11 protein-coding genes and 1 pseudogene are annotated in these 18,656 nt (G+C 67.8%); 3 read left to right on the top strand and 9 right to left on the bottom strand.

Going from position 1 to position 18,656, the window contains the following annotated elements; translation table 11 throughout:
• The first annotated feature begins 21 nt into the window (after positions 1-21).
• Entirely contained in the window at positions 22-1,269 is a 1,248-nt protein-coding gene (locus ABIA73_RS02070; RefSeq protein ID WP_059064178.1) for an arsenic transporter, read from the top strand.
• Positions 1,270-1,374: 105 nt separating this feature from the next.
• Here ABIA73_RS02070 and ABIA73_RS02065 read toward each other — a convergent pair whose 3' ends face one another.
• Positions 1,375-2,427: a sensor domain-containing diguanylate cyclase gene (locus ABIA73_RS02065; protein ID WP_354275361.1), complete on the bottom strand. Its 1,053-nt coding sequence runs from the start codon at positions 2,425-2,427 to the stop codon at positions 1,375-1,377.
• Between the two features lie 237 nt (positions 2,428-2,664).
• On the opposite strand from ABIA73_RS02065, the gene ABIA73_RS02060 reads away from it, so the two are divergent.
• Positions 2,665-2,862, top strand: coding sequence for a hypothetical protein (locus ABIA73_RS02060; protein ID WP_394195669.1), 198 nt, complete (start codon positions 2,665-2,667; stop codon positions 2,860-2,862).
• 259 nt (positions 2,863-3,121) lie between these two features.
• On the opposite strand, the gene ABIA73_RS02055 is transcribed toward ABIA73_RS02060, so the two are convergent.
• The 7 genes and pseudogenes from ABIA73_RS02055 to ABIA73_RS02025 form a co-directional block, all read right to left on the bottom strand.
• Positions 3,122-3,994 (bottom strand): aldose epimerase family protein, encoded by an 873-nt coding sequence (locus tag ABIA73_RS02055; protein ID WP_354275360.1) that lies wholly within the window; start codon positions 3,992-3,994, stop codon positions 3,122-3,124.
• Entirely contained in the window at positions 3,984-4,949 is a 966-nt protein-coding gene (locus ABIA73_RS02050; RefSeq protein ID WP_502960542.1) for a glycoside hydrolase family 43 protein, read from the bottom strand. The genes ABIA73_RS02055 and ABIA73_RS02050 overlap by 11 nt, the downstream gene beginning before the upstream one ends.
• A gap of 15 nt (positions 4,950-4,964) precedes the next feature.
• Positions 4,965-6,446 (bottom strand): annotated as a pseudogene (locus ABIA73_RS02045) (MFS transporter); the annotation flags it as partial.
• Positions 6,447-6,456: 10 nt separating this feature from the next.
• Entirely contained in the window at positions 6,457-9,129 is a 2,673-nt protein-coding gene (locus ABIA73_RS02040; protein WP_354275359.1) for a glycoside hydrolase family 3 protein, read from the bottom strand.
• On the bottom strand, positions 9,126-10,817 hold the full coding sequence (locus tag ABIA73_RS02035) for a glycoside hydrolase family 43 protein (RefSeq protein ID WP_354275358.1): 1,692 nt from the start codon (positions 10,815-10,817) through the stop codon (positions 9,126-9,128). Before ABIA73_RS02035 ends, ABIA73_RS02040 begins: the two co-directional genes overlap by 4 nt.
• Complete coding sequence (locus ABIA73_RS02030; RefSeq protein ID WP_354275357.1) at positions 10,817-12,799, bottom strand: sialate O-acetylesterase; 1,983 nt, start codon at positions 12,797-12,799, stop codon at positions 10,817-10,819. Before ABIA73_RS02030 ends, ABIA73_RS02035 begins: the two co-directional genes overlap by 1 nt.
• The gene (locus ABIA73_RS02025) at positions 12,796-14,910 is read right to left on the bottom strand and encodes an alpha-glucuronidase family glycosyl hydrolase (protein ID WP_354275356.1); all 2,115 of its coding nucleotides are present in this window, start codon (positions 14,908-14,910) and stop codon (positions 12,796-12,798) included. Before ABIA73_RS02025 ends, ABIA73_RS02030 begins: the two co-directional genes overlap by 4 nt.
• Positions 14,911-15,021: 111 nt before the next feature.
• Here ABIA73_RS02025 and ABIA73_RS02020 point away from each other — a divergent pair, with 111 nt between their 5' ends.
• Positions 15,022-16,080, top strand: coding sequence for a LacI family DNA-binding transcriptional regulator (locus tag ABIA73_RS02020; RefSeq protein ID WP_059064186.1), 1,059 nt, complete (start codon positions 15,022-15,024; stop codon positions 16,078-16,080).
• Between the two features lie 20 nt (positions 16,081-16,100).
• Here ABIA73_RS02020 and ABIA73_RS02015 read toward each other — a convergent pair whose 3' ends face one another.
• Entirely contained in the window at positions 16,101-18,656 is a 2,556-nt protein-coding gene (locus ABIA73_RS02015; protein WP_502960539.1) for a glycoside hydrolase family 3 N-terminal domain-containing protein, read from the bottom strand.

The following is an 18,656-nucleotide window of genomic DNA, read 5'->3' as shown; positions in this document are numbered from 1 at the left end:
AGCTGAGACCCCACCCACTTCATGCTCGCTTCCTGTTCCCCCTTCATCATCTGGGCGGCCGTGGCCGTTGCCACCGTCGGCCTGCTGTTCCGGCCGTTCCGCATTCCGGAGTACGTGTGGGCGCTGGGCGCGGCCGCGCTGCTTCCGCTGCTTGGGGCGGTGTCGCTCGGCACGACCTGGCATGCGGTTGCCGAAGGCCGGGATGTCTACCTGTTCCTGGTCGGCATGATGGTGCTGGCCGAGCTGGCGCGGCGCGAGGGCCTGTTCGACTGGCTGGCGCTGTATGCGGTACGGCATGCGGGCGGTTCGGGGCGGCGGTTGTTCGACCTGGTGTTCCTGGTCGGCACGGTGGTGACGGTGTTCCTGTCCAACGATGCCACGGCGGTGGTGCTGACGCCCGCGGTCTATGCCGCGTGCAAGGCGGCCCGCACCAACCCCCTGCCCTATCTGTTTGTCTGCGCGTTCATCGCCAATGCGGCGAGCTTCGTGCTGCCTATTTCCAACCCGGCCAACCTGGTGGTGTACGGCAACCACATGCCGCCGCTGCTGCAGTGGCTGGCGCAGTTCGCGCTGCCTTCGCTGGCCGCGATCGGTGCCACGTATCTGGTGCTGCGCTGGGTGCATCGCCGCGAGATCGCGCAGCCGTTGGCAGCGTCGCCCGAGCATCGCCCGCTTACCGAGGGTGGCCGCCTGAGTGCGCTGGGTGTGTTGTTCACCGGCACCGTGCTGCTGGTGACCTCCGCACTGAACGGCCCATTGGGCCTGACTACGTTCTGTGCGGGCGCGCTGAGCGTAGCGGTGGTGGCGATTCGCCAGCGCCGCAGCCCTCTGCCGCTGTTGCGCCACGTCTCCTGGGGCGTCCTGCCGCTGGTGGCCGGCCTGTTCGTGCTGGTTGAAGCGGTTTCGCAGACCGGTGTCATCCAGACAGCGGCCAGCAACCTGCAGGCGCTGGCGCAGACCTCGCCGCATCAGGCGGGCTGGCTGGCCGGAGGCGCTGCCGCACTGCTCAGCAACGTGGCCAACAATCTGCCGGTGGGCCTGGCGGCGGGCTCGCTGGGCCAGATGGCCGAGCTGCCGGCGCAGACGCGCGCGGCGTTGCTGATCGGCGTGGACCTGGGCCCGAACCTGTCGGTGACCGGCTCGCTGGCCACCATGCTGTGGCTGGTGGCGCTGCGCCGCGAAGGCGAGCATGTCAGCGCGCTCGACTTCCTGCGTGTGGGCGCGCTGGTGATGCCGCCCGCGCTGATCGGGGCGCTGCTGCTGCTCTGATCAGGCGCGGGCTGGAACGCCAGGCGCGTCTATCGCGACCAGCGCAGCGCCCAGGATCGGCAACTACCTCACAGACACCTGGTCAGTACACCGCCCCGGTGCAGATTACTCGGCGTAGCTTGCGGTGTTCTTGCCGTGCCGTTTTGCGTGATAGAGCGCCTTGTCCGCCTTCGCCAACCAATCTTCTGCGCTGCCCGTGCCAGCCGCTGCGGCGATGCCGATACTGACGCTGAACTGGATATCGGCTGTTTCAGGGGCGCCCGGCTCCTGCAGGTAGTGCCTTATCTGCTCGGCCACATCCATGGCCTCTGCCGGTATCCGCTGGCGCAGCAGGACGGCGAACTCATCACCGCCCAGACGCGCTGGCATGTCACCCGGCTGGGCCAGCTGACGCAGCACTACCGCGATGCGGCGAAGCACCTCATCGCCGGCACGATGGCCATGCGAGTCATTGATCCGCTTGAAATCATCAACATCGAGCATCAGCAGGCAGGCGTCGCCACCGAGGTGCTGCCCCGTCTGCAGCAGCTGCTGGGCGCGCTGGATCAGGAAGCCGCGGTTGGCCAGCTCCACCAACGGATCCATCCGGCTCAGGCGCTGCAGTTGGCGATTCTGTGATTTCACCCGGCGCGCCAGCCGCCAGCTCAGCACGCTCAACCCGATGCCGTAGACGAACAGGAAAGGCAGGCTGAGGACAACGGTGCGCTGCGAGGTGATGGGTTGATAAGGCAGGCCCAGGGCAAGCCAGGTGGCGGCGAACCCGATCACCAGGGCCAGGGTTGCCCTCGTTGCCAGGCGGATGCCGCCGGCGGCGATCTTGTCGGCCACCAGCAGCGCGGCAAACAACGCACTGGGCACCGTGCTGAGGGCCATGAAGGCGATCCATGCGCCTCCAAAGAGAGAGTCGACGATCATGCAGCGGAACTGCGCTGCTGCAGGCTCACGGGCGCGACGTGTCAGGAGCATCGCCAGCGCCGGCCATGCGAGGGCGTTGAGCAACAGCAGCACCCAGGGGGCAGCATCCGTCTGACGCTCCAGAATGATCGAGGCAATCGGAAGCGCGCCCAAGCCGTTTCCCACGAAGCGCATCCAGCCGATGCGCCGGGCCGCACCGACGCCCTCGACGGCGACTTCCGTTGAATCAGTGAAGAACGGCATTGCCAGCTCTCCTGATGATCACTCCCCTGCAATTCACCCGGACACCCCTTTGTGCGCGAGTCTGACATCTGTGCGTCAACGACAGGTCAATGAGGCAAGGGAGTGCTGCCATCGCAGCCGCATGCCGAGGCTGCGCACATGGGTTGATGGGCCGTGCGGCGGCCCTTCATCCGTCTGTGTTGCAGCGTTAACGCTCACTGGCAGAGGCTGGTCAACACGCCCGAGGAGCACACTCCAGTGAACGAGAAGAAGCTGCGGGATGACCTGCCTTTCAACCCTGGCGCCGACGCGGACGATGCGTCGAAGAGCCATACCCCGGACAGGCTCAGGAATGACAAAGCGACATGGAAGGAGCACGACATGCCCGATGATGGTGATGACCCCAAAGCTACGCCCGACGACTACGAGCGGCCTGATCCTGATCCGACCGGGTAGGCACAGCGGGCTGGCGCCACTTGAAGCCAACGGTGCATGCCACGCGACATGGCGTGCGCCCTTGCTGAAGGTGCGCCCGCAGAGCGCGCTGTAAGCGCGCGCCGGATCGCGTGTTGCCGGCCAGCGGCCGGCACTACCGGACGCGAAGATGGGTTGCGCCGGGCCATGCCCGGCGGATGCGAAGAACAGAAGGGCCGGCAGGCATTCGATGCGGTGGAACAGCCGCGGGGAGTTCCTGGCTTCTGCTGTGGACAGGTAATCAGCTGGCGTCGACGCCAGCCAGATCGCCATCGCTGCCGATCTCCCAACGCAGTTCGAAGTTCAGTTCCAGCTGTTGTCCCGGCTGCAACCGGGTTGGCGCCAGCGTGAATCCATCGGGTGGGCCGGTCTGCGGCTCCACGCAGGTGGCGTGCGCCGCCCCGTCATAGACCACCCAGTGATCGGTGTCGGCGCTCAGCCGCAGCCGCTGGCCGGCGGCAACCAGCGTCACTTCTGTCTGGTTGATGAAGCAGTCATCCCACGGCCCCTGCGTTGGCTGCACGCAGGGCAAGGTGGCGATGCCCTCCCCGTCGCGCGGGTACATCGCGCTGGGTGCGAACAGCAGTCGATCCGGCTTGCGGAACCAGGGATGCCAGCCAAGCACGGCTGGCATTGCCATGGCACCGGCCTGCACCGCGAGGCGCAGCGTCAGGCGGTCGGGTTGCACGAGGAGATGCTGCGATGCCCTGCCCCCGAAGGGCCAATAGGCGTCCTCAGGCAGGTCCAGCGACAACGAGGCGCCGTCCGGTTCAACGCGGTCGATGCGCCAGGGCCGTGAGAAGCCGACGCCATGGATGGCGTGCATTCCGAAGTTCACCGGCAGCTGATAGGGCCTGCCTTCGAAGGCGAAGCGTCCGTGCCGGATGCGCCCGGCCCAGGGCAGCATGGGATAGCACCCCCACGCAATGCCCGCCTGCCCTACTTCATGTTCGCTGACGAGCCAGTCCACACCGTCACAGCGTAGTTGGGCGATGCGCCCACCGGCTTCCGGTGCAAGCGCGACCTCCAGCCTGCCTGCGCGCAACCAGTGCAGTGGGCCGGCAGGCAGTGCCGCCTGCGCATCATCCGTGGGCGAAGTCGGCTCAGGTGCCATAGGGATGGATCGTCCGGATGCTGCCGTCTGCTTCCATGTGCAGCGGTGTGCACTTGACCGAACGCAGGTGGGTGACCCCGCCGGACAGCAACGCGTCGTGATAGAACAAGTACCACCGCCCCTGGAACGCACAGATGGAGTGATGGGTGGTCCAGCCCACCACGGGGGTGAGGATCACGCCGCGATAGGTGAACGGCCCGTACGGGCTGTCGCTGGTGGCATAGCACAGCAGGTGCGTATCACCAGTGGAGTACGACAGGTAATACCGGCCCTGGTGTTTGTGCAGCCACGGTCCTTCGAAGAAGCGACGGGCATGGTCGTCGGCGCGCAGCGGCTGCCCGTGCTCGTCCAGGATGACGATCTCCCGGGTGGGTTCGGCAAGCCGGGTCATGCCGGCATCCAGTCGCCCGATACGCGGGCCCAGTGCCGGCGCCTCGCCGGCAGGTTCTTCATGCGCCGGGTCGTAGCGGTTGTCGCGGTACTTCTGCAGCTGGCCACCCCAGATGCCACCGAAACAGAGGTAGTGCGTGCCGTCGTCGTCCTCGAACACGGCCGGGTCGATCGAGTACGCGCCCTCGATGGGTTCGGGCTCTGGAGTGAACGGGCCCTCCGGCCGATCCGCCGCCGCAACGCCGATGCGGAACATGCCATGGGCGTCCTTGGCCGGGAAGTACAGGTAATAGCGGCCATTGCGGGAGGCGGCATCCGGTGCCCACATCTGCTGGCTGGCCCAGGGCACGTCGCGCACATGCAGCGCCACGCCGCAGTCGGTCGCCTCGCCCTCCGGCGTGTCCATCCGCAGCACGTGGTAGTCCTGCATGCCGAAGTGGCCGCCCTCATCGTCGAAGGGTGCGCCGCTGTCGATGTCGTGCGATGGATAGATGTACAGCCTCCCCTCGAACACATGGGCCGAAGGGTCGGCCGTGTAGATGTGGCTTACCAGAGGCTGGGAGATGGCGTGTGCTGCCAGTTGCTGCAGATCGCTGCCTTGGCGCCGCGACTGCAGGTCCTGCTCGATGCGGGTCTCCATGCGCTTGTTGATCTCGTAGAGGAAAAGCAGCGCTACTGCAGCCAGGAACGGCAGGGAGCAGTACACGCTCACCGTCAGACGGATACCATCCACCACGGCTTCCGGCTGTTGCGGTGCGCCTGCCTGGTAGCCGTGATGGGCGAGGATGCCAGCGACCAGCGCGCCACCGATGCTGAGCCCAATCTTCAGGCCACACAGCATCGCCGAGAAGACGATGGCGGTGGCACGGCGATGGTTCTTCCATTCGGAGTAGTCGGCGACGTCGGCGATCATCGCCCACAGCAGCGGGATGGTGATGCCGTAGCAGAACCCGTGCAGCATGAAGGCAACGAAGGCCACGGCGACCGCCGTGGGCGGGAAGAAATAGAACGCCAGCAGGAACACGGTGGACACCAGCAAGGCACCGCCAAAGACATCACGCTTGCCGAAACGGTCGGCCAGGCGGCGCGATACGCCGATGCCCAGGATCATGCAGACGATGCCGCAGGCGTTGAACAGGCTGAAGGCCGAGGTTGCCGGATCCTTCGGCCAGGCGAAGCCGGCCAGGCCCAGACCGCTGAGTGCCGCATTGATGGCGCCGATGCAGCGGTTGAAGCCGGAGCTGTCGAGGAAGCCCGCCAGGGCGGCCTCGCTCATGTAGTACTGGAAGTAGTAGACGTAGGTGCCGCCCTTCAGCGACAGGTTGATGAAGACCAGGATGGTCAGCGCCAGCATCACCTTCCACGGGCGGTTGCGCAGCAGGTCGGACAGGTCCTGCAGCACCCCGGCAGTCTGTTCCTTCGCCGGTACGATGCGCTCGCGCGTGGTGGCGAAGGTGATCAGGAAGAACACCGTTCCCACTACCGCAAATACCGTCATGACCCGCTCGAAGCCCAGCACCCGGTCGCCGTCGCCGAGGATCAGCACCAGCGGCAGCAGCAGGACCTGGATGATGAACTGCGCGATCATCACCGCCACGAAGCGGTAGGCCGACAGGCTGTTGCGCTGGGCCATGCTGCCGGTGAGCACGCCACTGAGTGCCGAGTACGGCAGATTGTTGGCCGCGTACACGAGCATCAACAGGCCGTACGTGGCCAGGGCGTAGACGACCTTGGCGCGCGGCGCCAGGTCGGGGGTGCTGAAGGCCAGCAGTGACAGCACCCCGAAGGGAATCGCCGTCCACAGGATCCACGGCCGGAACTTGCCCCAGCGGCTGACCGTGCGATCGGCGGCGATGCCGATCAACGGGGTGAACACGAAGGCACCGAGCACGCCGATCACGAAGATGATCGTGGCGGCCGTGGCGGGCGGCAGCCGGTACACATCGGTGTAGAAGAACGCGAGGTAGGTGATCAGCGTCTGGAAGATCAGGTTGGCGGCCAGGTCGCCCAGGCTGTAGCCGAGCTTCTCCCGGATGGACAGCGTGTGCCCGGTGCTTTCGATGCGGCGCGCATCAGTCACGGTTGGTCTCCACGGTGAACCCGGCCTTCGCGCGGATGTCGGCGCTGGAGCTGCCCACCCATGCCTCGTACGCGCCCGCCGGCACGGCATAGCCGCCGCGCGCGTCGTCATAGTGGCGCAGGGCCTGCTGCGCTTCCAGGTCGAACACCACGGTGCGCCGCTCGCCTGCGGCCAGGTGCACACGCTGGAAGCCGCGCAATGTCTGGCGTGCGTCGCCAGGCCCGGCCTGCAGCCGTCGCACATACAGCTGGACCACTTCGTCGCCGGCGCGCTTGCCCGTGTTGGCGATCTCGACCTGCACCTTGAGTGTCCCGTTGTTGGCGATGCGCGTTGAATCGAGCTGCAGCCTGCCGTAGTCGAAGCGGGTGTACGACAGCCCGTGCCCGAACGGATACAGCGGGGTACCGCGGAAGTAGCGGTAGGTGCGTCCTTCCATCGTGTAGTCGTCAAAGGCCGGCATCGCCTCGTCCGCCTTGTAGAAGGTCACCGGCAGGCGCCCGCCCGGATTGACGTCGCCGAACAGCGCCTGGCCGACGGCAGTGCCGCCGCGTTGCCCGGGATACCAGCTCATCAGGATGGCGGACAGATTCTGCTGCGCCCAGTCCACCGCCATGGCAGAGCCGCCGGTGAGGACCATCACCACCGGTTTGCCGGTGCCATGCAGCGCTTCCAGCAGCGAGCGCTGGGGCGCGGGCAGGCGCAGGTCGGTACGGTCACCGCCGGCGAAGCCCGGGTAGTTGACCTTCATTTCTTCGCCTTCGACGTCGCCGGTGAGGCCGCCCACGAACACCACCACATCGGCGTTGCGCGCGGCCTCCAGTGCCGCTTCGAACGGCGGCTTGGCTCCGGGCATGCGCCACCCCAGGCGGACGCCGGCATCGCGCTCGGCGTCGAAGTACTCAAGCCTCAGGTCATAGGCGCGGCCGGCCTGCAGGTCCAGGTCCACGCCATCGCCGTGCAGGCGATCACTGTTGGCCCAGTGGTCGAGCACCCGCTTGCCGTCCACGTAGAGGCGGAAACCATCGTCGGCGGCCGCCTCGATCCGGTAGCGCCCCGAGACGGGCGGCAGCAACTGGCCAGTCCAGCGGATGCTGAAACCATCGCTGGGGATGCCCTGCCCCGGTGCGGCTTCACCACGGGCCAGCAGGTTGTCGGTCGGGGAACCCCGATCCCAGCGGAATCCGATCTGGGCATCGGTGCGGACCAGGGCCGGAGTGCCGGAAAGATCGGCGGTACGGAAATACTCGCCGCGCAGCCCGCGCTCCGGCGAGTCAGCCGACGGGCGCAGGTAGGTCGCTTCGATCAAGGGTGTGGCGCTGGGATCGTCGCGCCCTTCAACCAGGTCCACGCCGCGTGCGTAGCTCACCTCGATTCCCTTGGCGGCATCGCGGATGCCCTGCAGGAGGGTGACCGGCGCGGCCGGGGTGCCGAAGTAGTTGCCGAGCAGTGCCATGGTGTCATCGGCCGTGGGGCCGATCACGGCGATGCGCTTGAGGTTGCGCGACAGCGGCAGCACGCCATCGTTCTTCAGCAGCACCAGCGATTCCTGGGCGGCCTTCAGGGCCAGCGCATCATGCGCCGGAGCCTGGTTGACCGACGCGGGAATCTGCGCCCAGCGCACGCGCTCGGGTGGATCGAACATGCCCAGCCGCATCCGCGCGGCAAACAGGCGGGTCACCGCATCGTCGATCTCCGCCTCGCTGATCAGGCCCTGCCGCACCGCCGCCGGCAGCGTGGCGTATTCCTGGCCGCACTCCAGTTCGGTGCCGTTGCCGACCGCCAACGCGGCAGCCGCCTCGCGGCTGGGAACGATCCGGTGATGTTTCCAGATGTCGACGATGGCCCAGCAGTCGGACACCACGTAGCCCTTGAAGCCCCAGTCGCGGCGCAGCACGTCGCGCAGCAGGAACCGGCTGGCGCTGGCGGACTCGCCGTACACCCGGTTGTAGGCGCCCATCACCGCGTCTACCTGCCCCTCTTTCACCAGCGCCTCGAACGCGGGCAGGTAGGTGTCGTACAGGTCGCGCTTGCTCGGGCGCGCATCGAAGTGGTGGCGGTCGGCCTCGGGGCCACTGTGCACGGCCAGGTGCTTGGCGGTGGCGTCGAGCTTGCGGTACACCGGGTCATCGCCCTGCAGGCCGTGCACGAAGGCCACGCCCATGCGGGCGGTGAGGTACGGGTCCTCGCCGTAGGTTTCCTGGCCACGGCCCCATCGCGGGTCGCGGAAGATGTTGATGTTCGGCGACCAGTAGGTCAGCCCCTGGTAGCGGCCATGCGAGCCTTCACGGAGGAACTGGTGGTGCTTGGCACGGGCCTCGTCGCTGATGGTGCTGGCCACCTGCCCCATCAGCGGTACATTGAAGGTGGCCGCCAGGCCGATGGCCTGCGGAAACACGGTGGCCTGCCCTGCCCGCGCCACGCCATGCAGGCCTTCGTTCCACCAGTCGTAGGCCGGAACGCCCAGGCGCTCGATCGCGGGCGCGGCGTTCTGCATCTGCGCTGCCTTCTCCTCCAGGGTCATCCGTGCGACCAGGGCAGCGGCGCGGTTTTCAAAGCTGTCCGAGGTGTCGAGCCAGGGCGCGGGCTCGGCTGCGTAACCCGTGCCCGCCAGCGCGATGGCAGCGCACAGGGCCAGCGTGCGGAAGATGGGAGTGCGCGTCATCATTTGCTCCTCAATGCACGCTCGTCGCGCGCGAATGGTCCCAGCAGGGCGCCGACGAAGCCGCCTGCACGATCCGTACTCAACACCGTTCCGTCCACGGCATCGGCCAGTGTCTGCCAGCCACGCCCGTCGCCGCTGTCGAAGGCGAACGCATAGCGGCCTTCGTCACCGGCGATCTTCAGGCGCAGCGACGTCGCTGCCGTTGCCTGGCGCGTTGCCAGGGTGCGGGTGACACCGCCGCCGTCGCGCGCTTCCAGGAAGACCGCCACGCGGTCACCGCCGAGGCTGCGCACGCCAAGGAAATACCAGTGGGTCTCGCTCTGGAAAGCTGCCAGGCCTGCGGCCACGCCCGCCGCCGGCCGGGTCATGGCCGTGCTGGATTCGAAGCGCAGGTGCTGCTGGCGCCGGCCGAGGAACGCGGGGTTGCGCAGCGTGTCCAGGTTCTCCGCCAGCGGATGGATGGCCAAGGCCCCCGGTCGCTCGCGCAGGTCCGCCCACGACTGCCTGGGGACGCGCACGCGCAGCCAGCCGCTGCCGAGTGTGGGCGCATCGAATTCGTCACGTTCGGTGAAATTGCCGGTGGACGGCGCCTGCGACGCTTCGCCCTGCATCCAGGAAGGCGCTCTGGCCGCATACGGAATGACCTGGTTGGCCGGCAGGATCACCGGCCAGCCGTCACGCCATTGCACCGGCAGCAGATAGGTCTCGCGCCCGGTGTTGTAGTGGCGCGTGTCGTAGTTGCGGCTGGCAAGGAACACCGCCCACCATGAGCCGTCCGGCCCCTCCACCAGATCCGCATGTCCGGCATTGGTGATCGGCAACGGCCTGTCGGCGGGCAGGTCACGCTGGGTGAGAATCGGATTGCCCGCATACGGCACGTAGGGCCCCCACACATCACGGCTGCGCAGCACCACCTGCGAATGTTGCGGCCCGGTGCCGCCTTCCGCGTCGGAGAGGTAGTACCAGCCATCGCGTTGGTAGATGTGCGGCCCCTCGATCCAGATCGGGTTCCTGGCCGGCTCCACCCCGCCGTCGATCAACACCTTGCGGGGGCCTACCGGGGTGAAGGCCGCCAGATCAATCTGCTGCATCCAGATGGCACGGTGGCCCTCGTAACGTGGCGGGCCAGGCGGTACATCGTTGTTGAGCAGATACACGGTGCCGTCGTTGTCGAAGAACAATGACGGATCGATTCCATCGATGCCAGGCAGCCAGTGCGGGTCGGACCAGGGACCGGCAGGATCACGGGCGGTAGCGATGAAGTTGCCGCCGCTGTCGACGGCCGTGGTGACCACGTAGAACATGCCGTCGTGGTAACTGATGGCCGGCGCGAAGATACCGCGCGACACGCCCAGTCCGTCGAAGTCCAGCTGCGACGGTCGGTCGATCACATTGCCGATCTGCTTCCAGTGCACCAGGTCCACGCTTTCGAATACCGGGATGCCCGGGAAGTAGGTGAAGCTGGAATTGACCAGATAGAAGCGCCCGTTTGCGGCGACGATGCTGGGGTCGGCATGGAACCCGGCAAGAATCGGGTTGCGATAGTGCCCGGCCGGCAACGTCGCATCGAAGGCCGCGTCGCGACCGCTGTACTCGAACCAGTCGAAGTAGACCGGCGGCGCGGGCTCCGCTGCCCCCGCCTGCGGCAGCAACGACATCAACACGAGTACTGAAGCCAGCAGCAGACGCATCAGGGAACCTCCGCAGGGGTGATGGAAAGCTCGAACGGGCCGGCGGGCGCCCCACTGCTGTCGCGCAGGGTGCACACCGGGCCATCGGCCCAGCAGTAGCGCACGCGCCCGCCCGCGTCTGCCAGCGGGCTGCGCAGCACGACGTCGTGCCCGTGCAGCACCGCGTCGGCGTAGTGGCAGTGGTGCGCATCGGCGTCGCACAGCTCGAAGCCGATGGGGCCGTTCGCGCCGGTCGTGACCAGGGTGCCGGTGACCCCGTTGAAGCGGATACGCACGCCGGCGCGCGTGGCCGATGCCGTGTGTGCAGTTGGGCCGGCGGGCGCCAGGCTGCGCTCGCCATAGACCACATGGCGCGCTGCCCGCGCCAGCCGCCGGCCCAGTTCCTGCTTGTTCGGCGGGTGGATGTCGTAGGCATCGCCGATGTCGATGGCCACGGCCAGCCCGGTGCGCGGGTCTTCCGCCGCAGCGAGCCGCTGCGCCTCGCGCACCTGCGCCCAGCCACTTTCAACCGGCGCCACGGGTGGCTGGCCATAGCCGGCCAGCTGCACCAGCAGCAGCGGCGTGTGCGCGCCGAACCGCCCCCGCCAGTCGTCACGCAGGCTGCGCAGGCGTGCGAGGTATGCCGTTGCGTCGCCGGTGTTGGATTCACCCTGGTACCACAGCACGCCGCGCAGGCCATAGGCACCCAGCGGCGCGATCATGCCGTTGTACAGCGTCGACAGTCCCGTGGCGGCGTGCCACGGTGCCAGCGGCGGCGCCTGTGCGCCGGGCGCCAGCCGGTACTGCCAGCGGGCATCCAGCTCGATGCGCGTACCGTCATCCAGGCCGATGGCGTGCGCGCTCGCGGGCCCTGCAAGGCCACCCTCACCGTAGGTGTCCAGGACATTGATCACCACGGTGTTGGCGCCGGCTTTCAGCAATCCGGCTGGCAGCGCATAGGTTCGCCGCTCGCCCGCACCGTACTGGCTGCCCACGGCCACGCCGTTCACCCAGGTCATGTCCGTCTCGTCGATGGGGCCGAGCTCAAGCTGTGCGCGCTTGGCTGCCTGGTCGGCGCTCAGTGTCACCTGGGTGCGGTACCAGACCATGCCGTTGTAGCCGGCCAGCGCTGGCACACCCCAGCGCTCCCACGCCCCGAGCGTGGCGGGTGCGCGTTGCCATCCACGGCTGTCGGTGCCTGGCTGCCAGGGTGCATCGGCGGCGGCGACACCGGCGCGCTGGGCCCACCAGTGTTGCCACTGCTGGCCCCAACGTTCGTTTGCCGCAGCCGGATCACGGGCGTACAGCGCGAGCACGTCAAGCGCTGGGCCCAGGCCACCCTGCATGCGCAGGGCATCGCTGCTGGTCCAGGCCTCGATACGCGAGCCGCCCCACGCTGCCTGGATCAGCCCCATCGGAACGTCGACGGTCCTGCGCAGATCACGCGCAAAGTAGAAACACGCGGCGGAAAAGTCACGCACGGTGTCCGGTGAGGCGGGGCGCCATGCCACAGACGCGGAAAAATCACTCTGCGGTGAAACCGCCGCCGCCTTCGGCACGGTGAACAGGCGGATCCCCGGTTCCGTGGCGGAGGCGATCTCGCTGCCTGCATCAAGCGCGCGCCACACCGGAAGCTCCATGTTCGACTGCCCGGAACACAACCAGACATCGCCGATCTGCACGTCGCGCACGATCTGGCTGGCATGCCCGGACCGGACCGACATTTCGTAAGGTCCGCCGGCTGCGGCAGGCGGCAGCGTTGCGTGCCAGCGGCCATCGCCAGCCGCGTGCGTGCTGACAGTGCGCCCTGCAAACGCCACGGAAACCGAGGCGCCCGGTGTGGCCTGGCCCCATACCGGAATCGGCCGGTCACGCTGCAGCACGGCGTGATCCTGGAACAGCGGATGCAGCAGCGCCATCGTTGGTTCCTGTGCCGCTGCACGCGTGGCGCAGCCGCCCATGGCAACCAGCAGCAGCCATCCCACCCACGACGTCGGCTTCATCGGCCATCTCCTGGCGCGGAGGGAAACTGCAGGGCCTGGTACCAGGCCAGCGGATGCGGCGGCGCGGCTTCGCCTGCGGGCAACGGTCTGCCGCTCACCGACTGGAAGTACGCCACGCTGGCATCGCGCCACCACTGTGCTTCGCGCTGCTGGATACGCAGGAAGGCCGTGACCTGCGCATGCCGTTGCGCATCCACCTTGCCCTGCAGCCCCGCCCAGGTGGCCTGCATGCCCTGCACCTGCCGTACCCCCTGCGAGTAGCGCCCGAGCAGTTCGTCCCACAACGTCCGCCCAGAGGCCATGCGGTGATCCCACGGCACGTGGTGGAACCACAGCAGCATCGGCTCCGGAACCCGCGCCAGGTCGCCATACTGCTCGGCCACGCCGGGGGAATACTGGGCCACGGCGTTGCTGCCGCGTGCGGTGCGGTCGAAGCCGATGCCGTTGTGATCCGCACGGTGGTAGTACACCGACGTCCAGTCCGCGCGCGGGCCGCCATCGACCCATGGACCGGGACCATAGTGGTGCCCCCGCGCCATCAGATGGTGCAGGCCCAGCGGCGTCATGTAGTTCACCGCAGCCTCGCGCGAGGCCATCATCATCCCGACGATGGGCTGCACCACGCCGGGATCGGCCGAGAACGTCAGCGCCGCCCAGTCCGCCGCGATGTCCTGGGCCGATTGCCGCGGATCCCACGCAAGGCGCCCGAAGGCGTACCAGTTGGCCTGGTCGAAGTGCGATCCACTCCAGGTGCGGTCGGTGCCGATGTTGGCGACCCCGGCCATGCCGGCCAGGGACTGCGCCACGGTGGCCCCCTTGCCGCGTATGCGGGTGTCGGCCCGCAGCACTTCCTCGTACAACGGCCCCAGGTAAACCAGATGCGTGGCAAAGCCCAGGTACTCCTTGGTGATCTGCACTTCCATCACCAGCGGCGTGCGCGGCATGGCTCCGAACAGCGGATGGAACGGCTCACGCGGCTGGAAGTCGATGGGCCCGTTCTTCACCTGCAGCACCACGTTCGGGCGGAACGCACCATCCAGGCCGGCGAATTCGCTGTAGGCCTGCGTGGCGCGGTCCGCAGGAACGTCGTGCGCATAGACGAAGGCGCGCCACATCACCACGCCGCCGTGCGGGGCCAGCGCATCGGCCAGCAGGTTGGCGCCGTCGGCGTGCGAGCGGCCGTAGTCCTGCGGGCCGGGCTGCCCTTCCGAATTGGCCTTCACCAGGAAGCCACCGAAATCGGGAATGCGCGCGTAGATCTGCTCGGCTTTGTCGCGCCACCAGCGTTGCACGGCCGGGTCGAGCGGATCGGCGGTGTCGAGCCCGCCCAGCTCGATGGGTGCGCTGAAGCGTGCACTCAGGTAGACACGGATGCCGTACGGACGGAAAAGATCGGCCAGTGTTGCCGCTTTGTCGAGATAGTCCGGCGCAAGACTCTGCGCATTTGCATTCACGTTGTTGAGCACGGTGCCGTTGATGCCTACGGATGCGTTGGCGCGTGCATAGTTGGTGTAGCGCGGGTCGCGCCACTCCGGCAACGTCTGCCAGTCCCACAGTGAACGGCCTGCGTAGCCACGTTCGACATGGCCATCCAGGTTGTCCCAGTGATTGAGCACGCGCAGCCGGAGCCGTGGCGATTGACGCACATCGAGAGCGTCCAGTACCGCGCCCGTCTGCAGCAGCCGCAGCAGATGGAACACGCCGTACAGCACGCCGATATCCCGCGGTGCGGCGACCAGCAGCACATCGCGCCCGCCCACCCGTGTGCGCTTGAGCAGGTAGCCTTCCTCGCCCAGCGGCTGCATCTGCGCACGCAACGGCGCGATCAACGCCGACGACTGCGGCGTACCCAGCACCAGCATGGGGCCGGTGGCTGCCGTACCTGCCAACTGCGGAGCGCTGCCGAGCAGCCCGGCCAGTCCACGCTGCAGTTCATCGCGCGCGGCGCGCTGCGTGGGTGTGTGATCAGGGGCCACCACCTGCCCCAGGCGGGCACGGTAGTCGGCAGCAAGGACCGGTTCGAGCGGGACGTAGCGCATCCACAGGGCATGGCCATCCTCTGCGCGCGCGTCGCCCATGCAGGCCAGCAGCACCAGCACGGCAGCGAACATCCAATGACACCGCTCGCCATCCGGACCGGACCGCTGGTTGGCCGGCAAACCTTGTAAGCTCCGGACGTGCGCGGGCTTCGGCAGCGTCACAGAGAAGAACGGGAGCGCGTATTGGACAAGCCGAAGAAATCGGTCCGCCGCAAAACCAGTGGTGTGACGATCGACGAGGTGGCGGCCCTGGCCGGAGTGTCGCCGATGACGGTGTCGCGGGCGATCAACCAGGGCAAGGTGCGCGACGTCACCCGCGAGCGCGTGATGCGCGCAGTGCGTGAACTGGGCTATACGCCCAACCTCGCCGCCAGTTCGCTGGCCGCCGCGCAGCACACGCGTATTGCACTGATCTACACCGACCCCAGCGGTGCCTACCTGCGCGAACTGCTGGTCGGCCTGCTGCGCGTAGCGTCCAATGCTGCCATCCAGCTGGTCATCGACTACTGGGACGAGCCGGGCCCCGCGGCCCAGCGCAAGGCCGCGCGTGCCCTGGCCGGGCGGGTGGACGGCGTCATCCTGCCGCCGCCGCTGTGCGAATCGAAGCCCGTGGTGACCGAGCTGGTCAAGGCCGGCATCCCGGTGGTGGCTATCGCGCCGGGTCACCTCGGCAATGACATTTCCTGCGTGCGCATCGATGACTTCCACGCCGGCAGGGAATTGGCTGAACACCTGATCCAGCAGGGCCACCGCCGCATCGGCTTCATCTGCGGGCGCACCGACCTCAGTGCCAGCGCGCGGCGCTATGACGGCTTTGTCAGCGCGCTGCACGACGCCGGGCTGGAGGTCGACCCCGCCCTGGTCGAACAGGGCGACTACACCTACCGCTCCGGGCTGGCCGCTGCCGAGAAACTGCTGTGCCAGCCCAGGCCGCCCACCGCAATCCTGGCCAGCAACGACGATATGGGCGCGGCGGCGATCTCCGTCGCGCACCGGCGTGGCCTGGAGGTGCCCCGCGACCTGTCGGTGGTCGGCTTCGATGACAGCTCCGCCGCCACGACGGTCTGGCCCGAGCTCACCACCATCCATCAGCCCATCGCCTCGATGGCCGATGCCGCCATCGAGATCCTGCTGCGCACCATCCGCCGCCGCAGCGAGGGCGTGCGCGTGTTGACCGACCTCGTGGTGCCGCACCGGCTGGTGGTGCGCGATTCGGTCACGCGCCCACCCGGTTCCCGATAGCGCAGGACGCAGCGTCACGGTCACGCGCCTGCGCACCCGATGCTGGTCTCCGCCTCGTTCAGGGCGCCCAGCGCGACACGTGACACCGACAGTGTCATCGCCCCCGCCGTTCCGATCGACCACGGGCGATCCAGCTTGCCGACGTCCGCACCTGCGGCTGCAAGGCACTTCAGCGGCACGCCCACGCGCGTCCATTGGCCCACCGGCAGTTTTGCCAGCGTCGGCGTGAGCGCAATGCGGGCCGAGCAGCCCGTGCCGCAGCCCACCGCCAACCAGGCCTCGCCACGGGGTGCAGACTCCACCCGCAGCGTGGTCAGCAGCATCAGGTCGCCGTTGCTTTCGCGCTGCAGGTCCAGTGCCGTGTGTGACTGCAGCGCGGCAACTGCCTCAGCCTTGCCCGACCAGGCCAGGCGGCGGCCGTCTTCCTGTGCCAGGTGGTCCACGCCGGTGACCTTGAGCAGATCGCCCTCCAGGGCCTCCGGCACCTTGGTGACCGTAACGCCCTGCCCCGTGCTGTTCTGCAGGCGCAGGGCCATGCCGGAACCGGCTTCGCCGCGCGCGAAGAACACGCCGGCGGCACCTTCATTGCCAGTTACCCCGGAGACTTCCGGCAGCGCCGCCAGATCGCCGTTGTCGGCGTAGGACAGGCCGAAGCCGAAGGCGAACTGCGGGTTGTAATCCTTCTGCCCCACATTGTTGGCGTACTGCGTCGCCGTGCGCGGCCAGCTGAAGCTCAACCTGCCCTTGAAATCGTGCTGCACGCTGCCATCAGGCCTGCGCAGCAGCACGTCGGCAACGCCAGCACCTTCCGAACCGGGCAGCCACGCCGCCACGAACGCATCAGCGGCGTTGATCTCGCGGTTGACCCACAGCGGGCGTCCGCTCAGGAACACGGCCACCACCGGAATGCCGTCGGCCTTCAGCCGCTTGATCAGGTCAAGGTCGGCATCGTCCCCCGGCTTGTAGGCCAGCGTCGGCAGATCGCCCTGGAACTCGGCATACGGGCTCTCGCCGAATACCACCACGGCCACATCCGGCTTCGTTACATATTTCCCATCGACCGCCAGCACTGCCTCGCCACCCGCGGCCGACGCCTGCTGGGCGATGCCCTCGTAGATCGTGTCCGCATTGGGGAAGTCCTTGCGGGTCGTGCCGGTGCCCTGCCAGTTCAGCGTCCAGCCGCCGGCCTGCTTGCCCACGTCGTTGGCACCGTCACCGGCCACCAGGATCCGTTGCCTGGGCGACAGTGGCAACACGCCCCCCTGGTTCTTCAGCAGTACCAGCGATTCGCGCACCGCCTGCCGTGCCAGCGCACGATGTTCCGGTGCGCCGATGAGGGCGAACTGGCCGCCGACCGCACGTGTGGACGGCTTGCCGGCCTCGAACAGACCCAGCCGCATCTTGACGCGCAGGATCCTACGCACTGCCTCGTCCAGCCGTTGCTGGCTGATGGTGCCGTTTTTCACGGCGGCAAGCGTGGTCTCGTAGAAGCCCTTCCAGCTGTCCGAGGCCATGGCCATGTCCAGGCCCGCATTGATGGTGGCGGGGCAATCGGTGGTCGTGCAGCCCTTGACCTGCCCGTGGCCGTTCCAGTCGCCCACCACGAATCCACCGAAATGCATGAGGCCCTTCAACGCATCGGTCAGGTACTGCCTGTGGCCATGCATTTTTTCGCCGTTGACGCTGTTGAAGGAGGCCATGACGGTCTGTGCGCCTGCAGCGATCGCCGGCGGATAGCCGGCCGCGTGGATGCGCACCAGGTCCGCTTCGCTGATCCGGGTATCCCCCTGGTCCTTGCCATCGGTAGTGCCACCGTCGCCGAGGAAGTGCTTCACCGAGGCGATCACATGACGACCATCGAGGAACGCGGGCGTACCCACTTTGCCCTGCAGCCCTTCGACCATTGCACCGGCATAGCTGGCCACCACCTCGGGCGATTCGGAATAGCCCTCATAGGTGCGCCCCCAGCGGTCGTCCTGCGGTACCGCCACGGTTGGTGCGAACGCCCACTCCATCCCGGTCGCACGGGTCTCCAGCGCGGTCACCTCGCCGATCCGGCGCAGCAGATCCGGGTTGCGGGCCGCGCCCAGGCCGATGTTGTGCGGGAACAGCGTCGCGCCGATGATGTTGCTCTGCCCGTGCACGGCATCAATGCCGAACAGCACCGGAATCGCTTTGCCGCCGGTGGAGGTGTCCATCGACGCCGCGTAGAACGCATCGGCCAGCGCCAGCCATTCGGCCGGCGCGGCATCGTAACGGCCACCGGGATCGGAATTGCCGCCGGCCAGGACCGAGCCCAACCGATAGCGGCGCACGTCGTCGGGGGTGATGCTGGCGATATCGCCCTGCACCAGCTGGCCGACCTTCTCCTCCACCGTCATGCTGGCCATCAGGTCGGTGATGCGCTTCTCCAGCGCGGGGTCCTCGGCCAGTGGCCAGGCGACCTGCGGCCACGGGTCCGGCGTCGCGGCTGCAGTTGCAGCTGCTTTCTCATCCTTGCCGCAGGCCGCCAGTGCCAGCAGCAGCGTGGTCAGCAGCACGCCAGCGTGGGCGCGGCCAACGTGTCGATGGGTCAT

The organism is Stenotrophomonas sp. 2694, assembly GCF_040548715.1.
GTDB classification, from domain to species: domain Bacteria; phylum Pseudomonadota; class Gammaproteobacteria; order Xanthomonadales; family Xanthomonadaceae; genus Stenotrophomonas; species Stenotrophomonas indicatrix.
Note: the sequence above shows the minus strand (reverse complement) of the source record. Positions and strands in the feature narration are given on the sequence as shown.

Excerpts from the sequence above, each read along its gene's own strand:
- ABIA73_RS02070 (WP_059064178.1), top strand. The coding sequence starts at position 22 with ATGCTCGCTTCCTGTTCCCCCTTCATCATCTGGGCGGCCGTGGCCGTT.
- ABIA73_RS02065 (WP_354275361.1), bottom strand. The coding sequence starts at position 2,427 with ATGCCGTTCTTCACTGATTCAACGGAAGTCGCCGTCGAGGGCGTCGGT.
- ABIA73_RS02055 (WP_354275360.1), bottom strand. The coding sequence starts at position 3,994 with ATGGCACCTGAGCCGACTTCGCCCACGGATGATGCGCAGGCGGCACTG.
- ABIA73_RS02040 (WP_354275359.1), bottom strand. The coding sequence starts at position 9,129 with ATGATGACGCGCACTCCCATCTTCCGCACGCTGGCCCTGTGCGCTGCC.
- ABIA73_RS02035 (WP_354275358.1), bottom strand. The coding sequence starts at position 10,817 with ATGCGTCTGCTGCTGGCTTCAGTACTCGTGTTGATGTCGTTGCTGCCG.
- ABIA73_RS02030 (WP_354275357.1), bottom strand. The coding sequence starts at position 12,799 with ATGAAGCCGACGTCGTGGGTGGGATGGCTGCTGCTGGTTGCCATGGGC.
- ABIA73_RS02025 (WP_354275356.1), bottom strand. The coding sequence starts at position 14,910 with ATGTTCGCTGCCGTGCTGGTGCTGCTGGCCTGCATGGGCGACGCGCGC.
- ABIA73_RS02015 (WP_502960539.1), bottom strand. The coding sequence starts at position 18,656 with ATGACCCATCGACACGTTGGCCGCGCCCACGCTGGCGTGCTGCTGACC.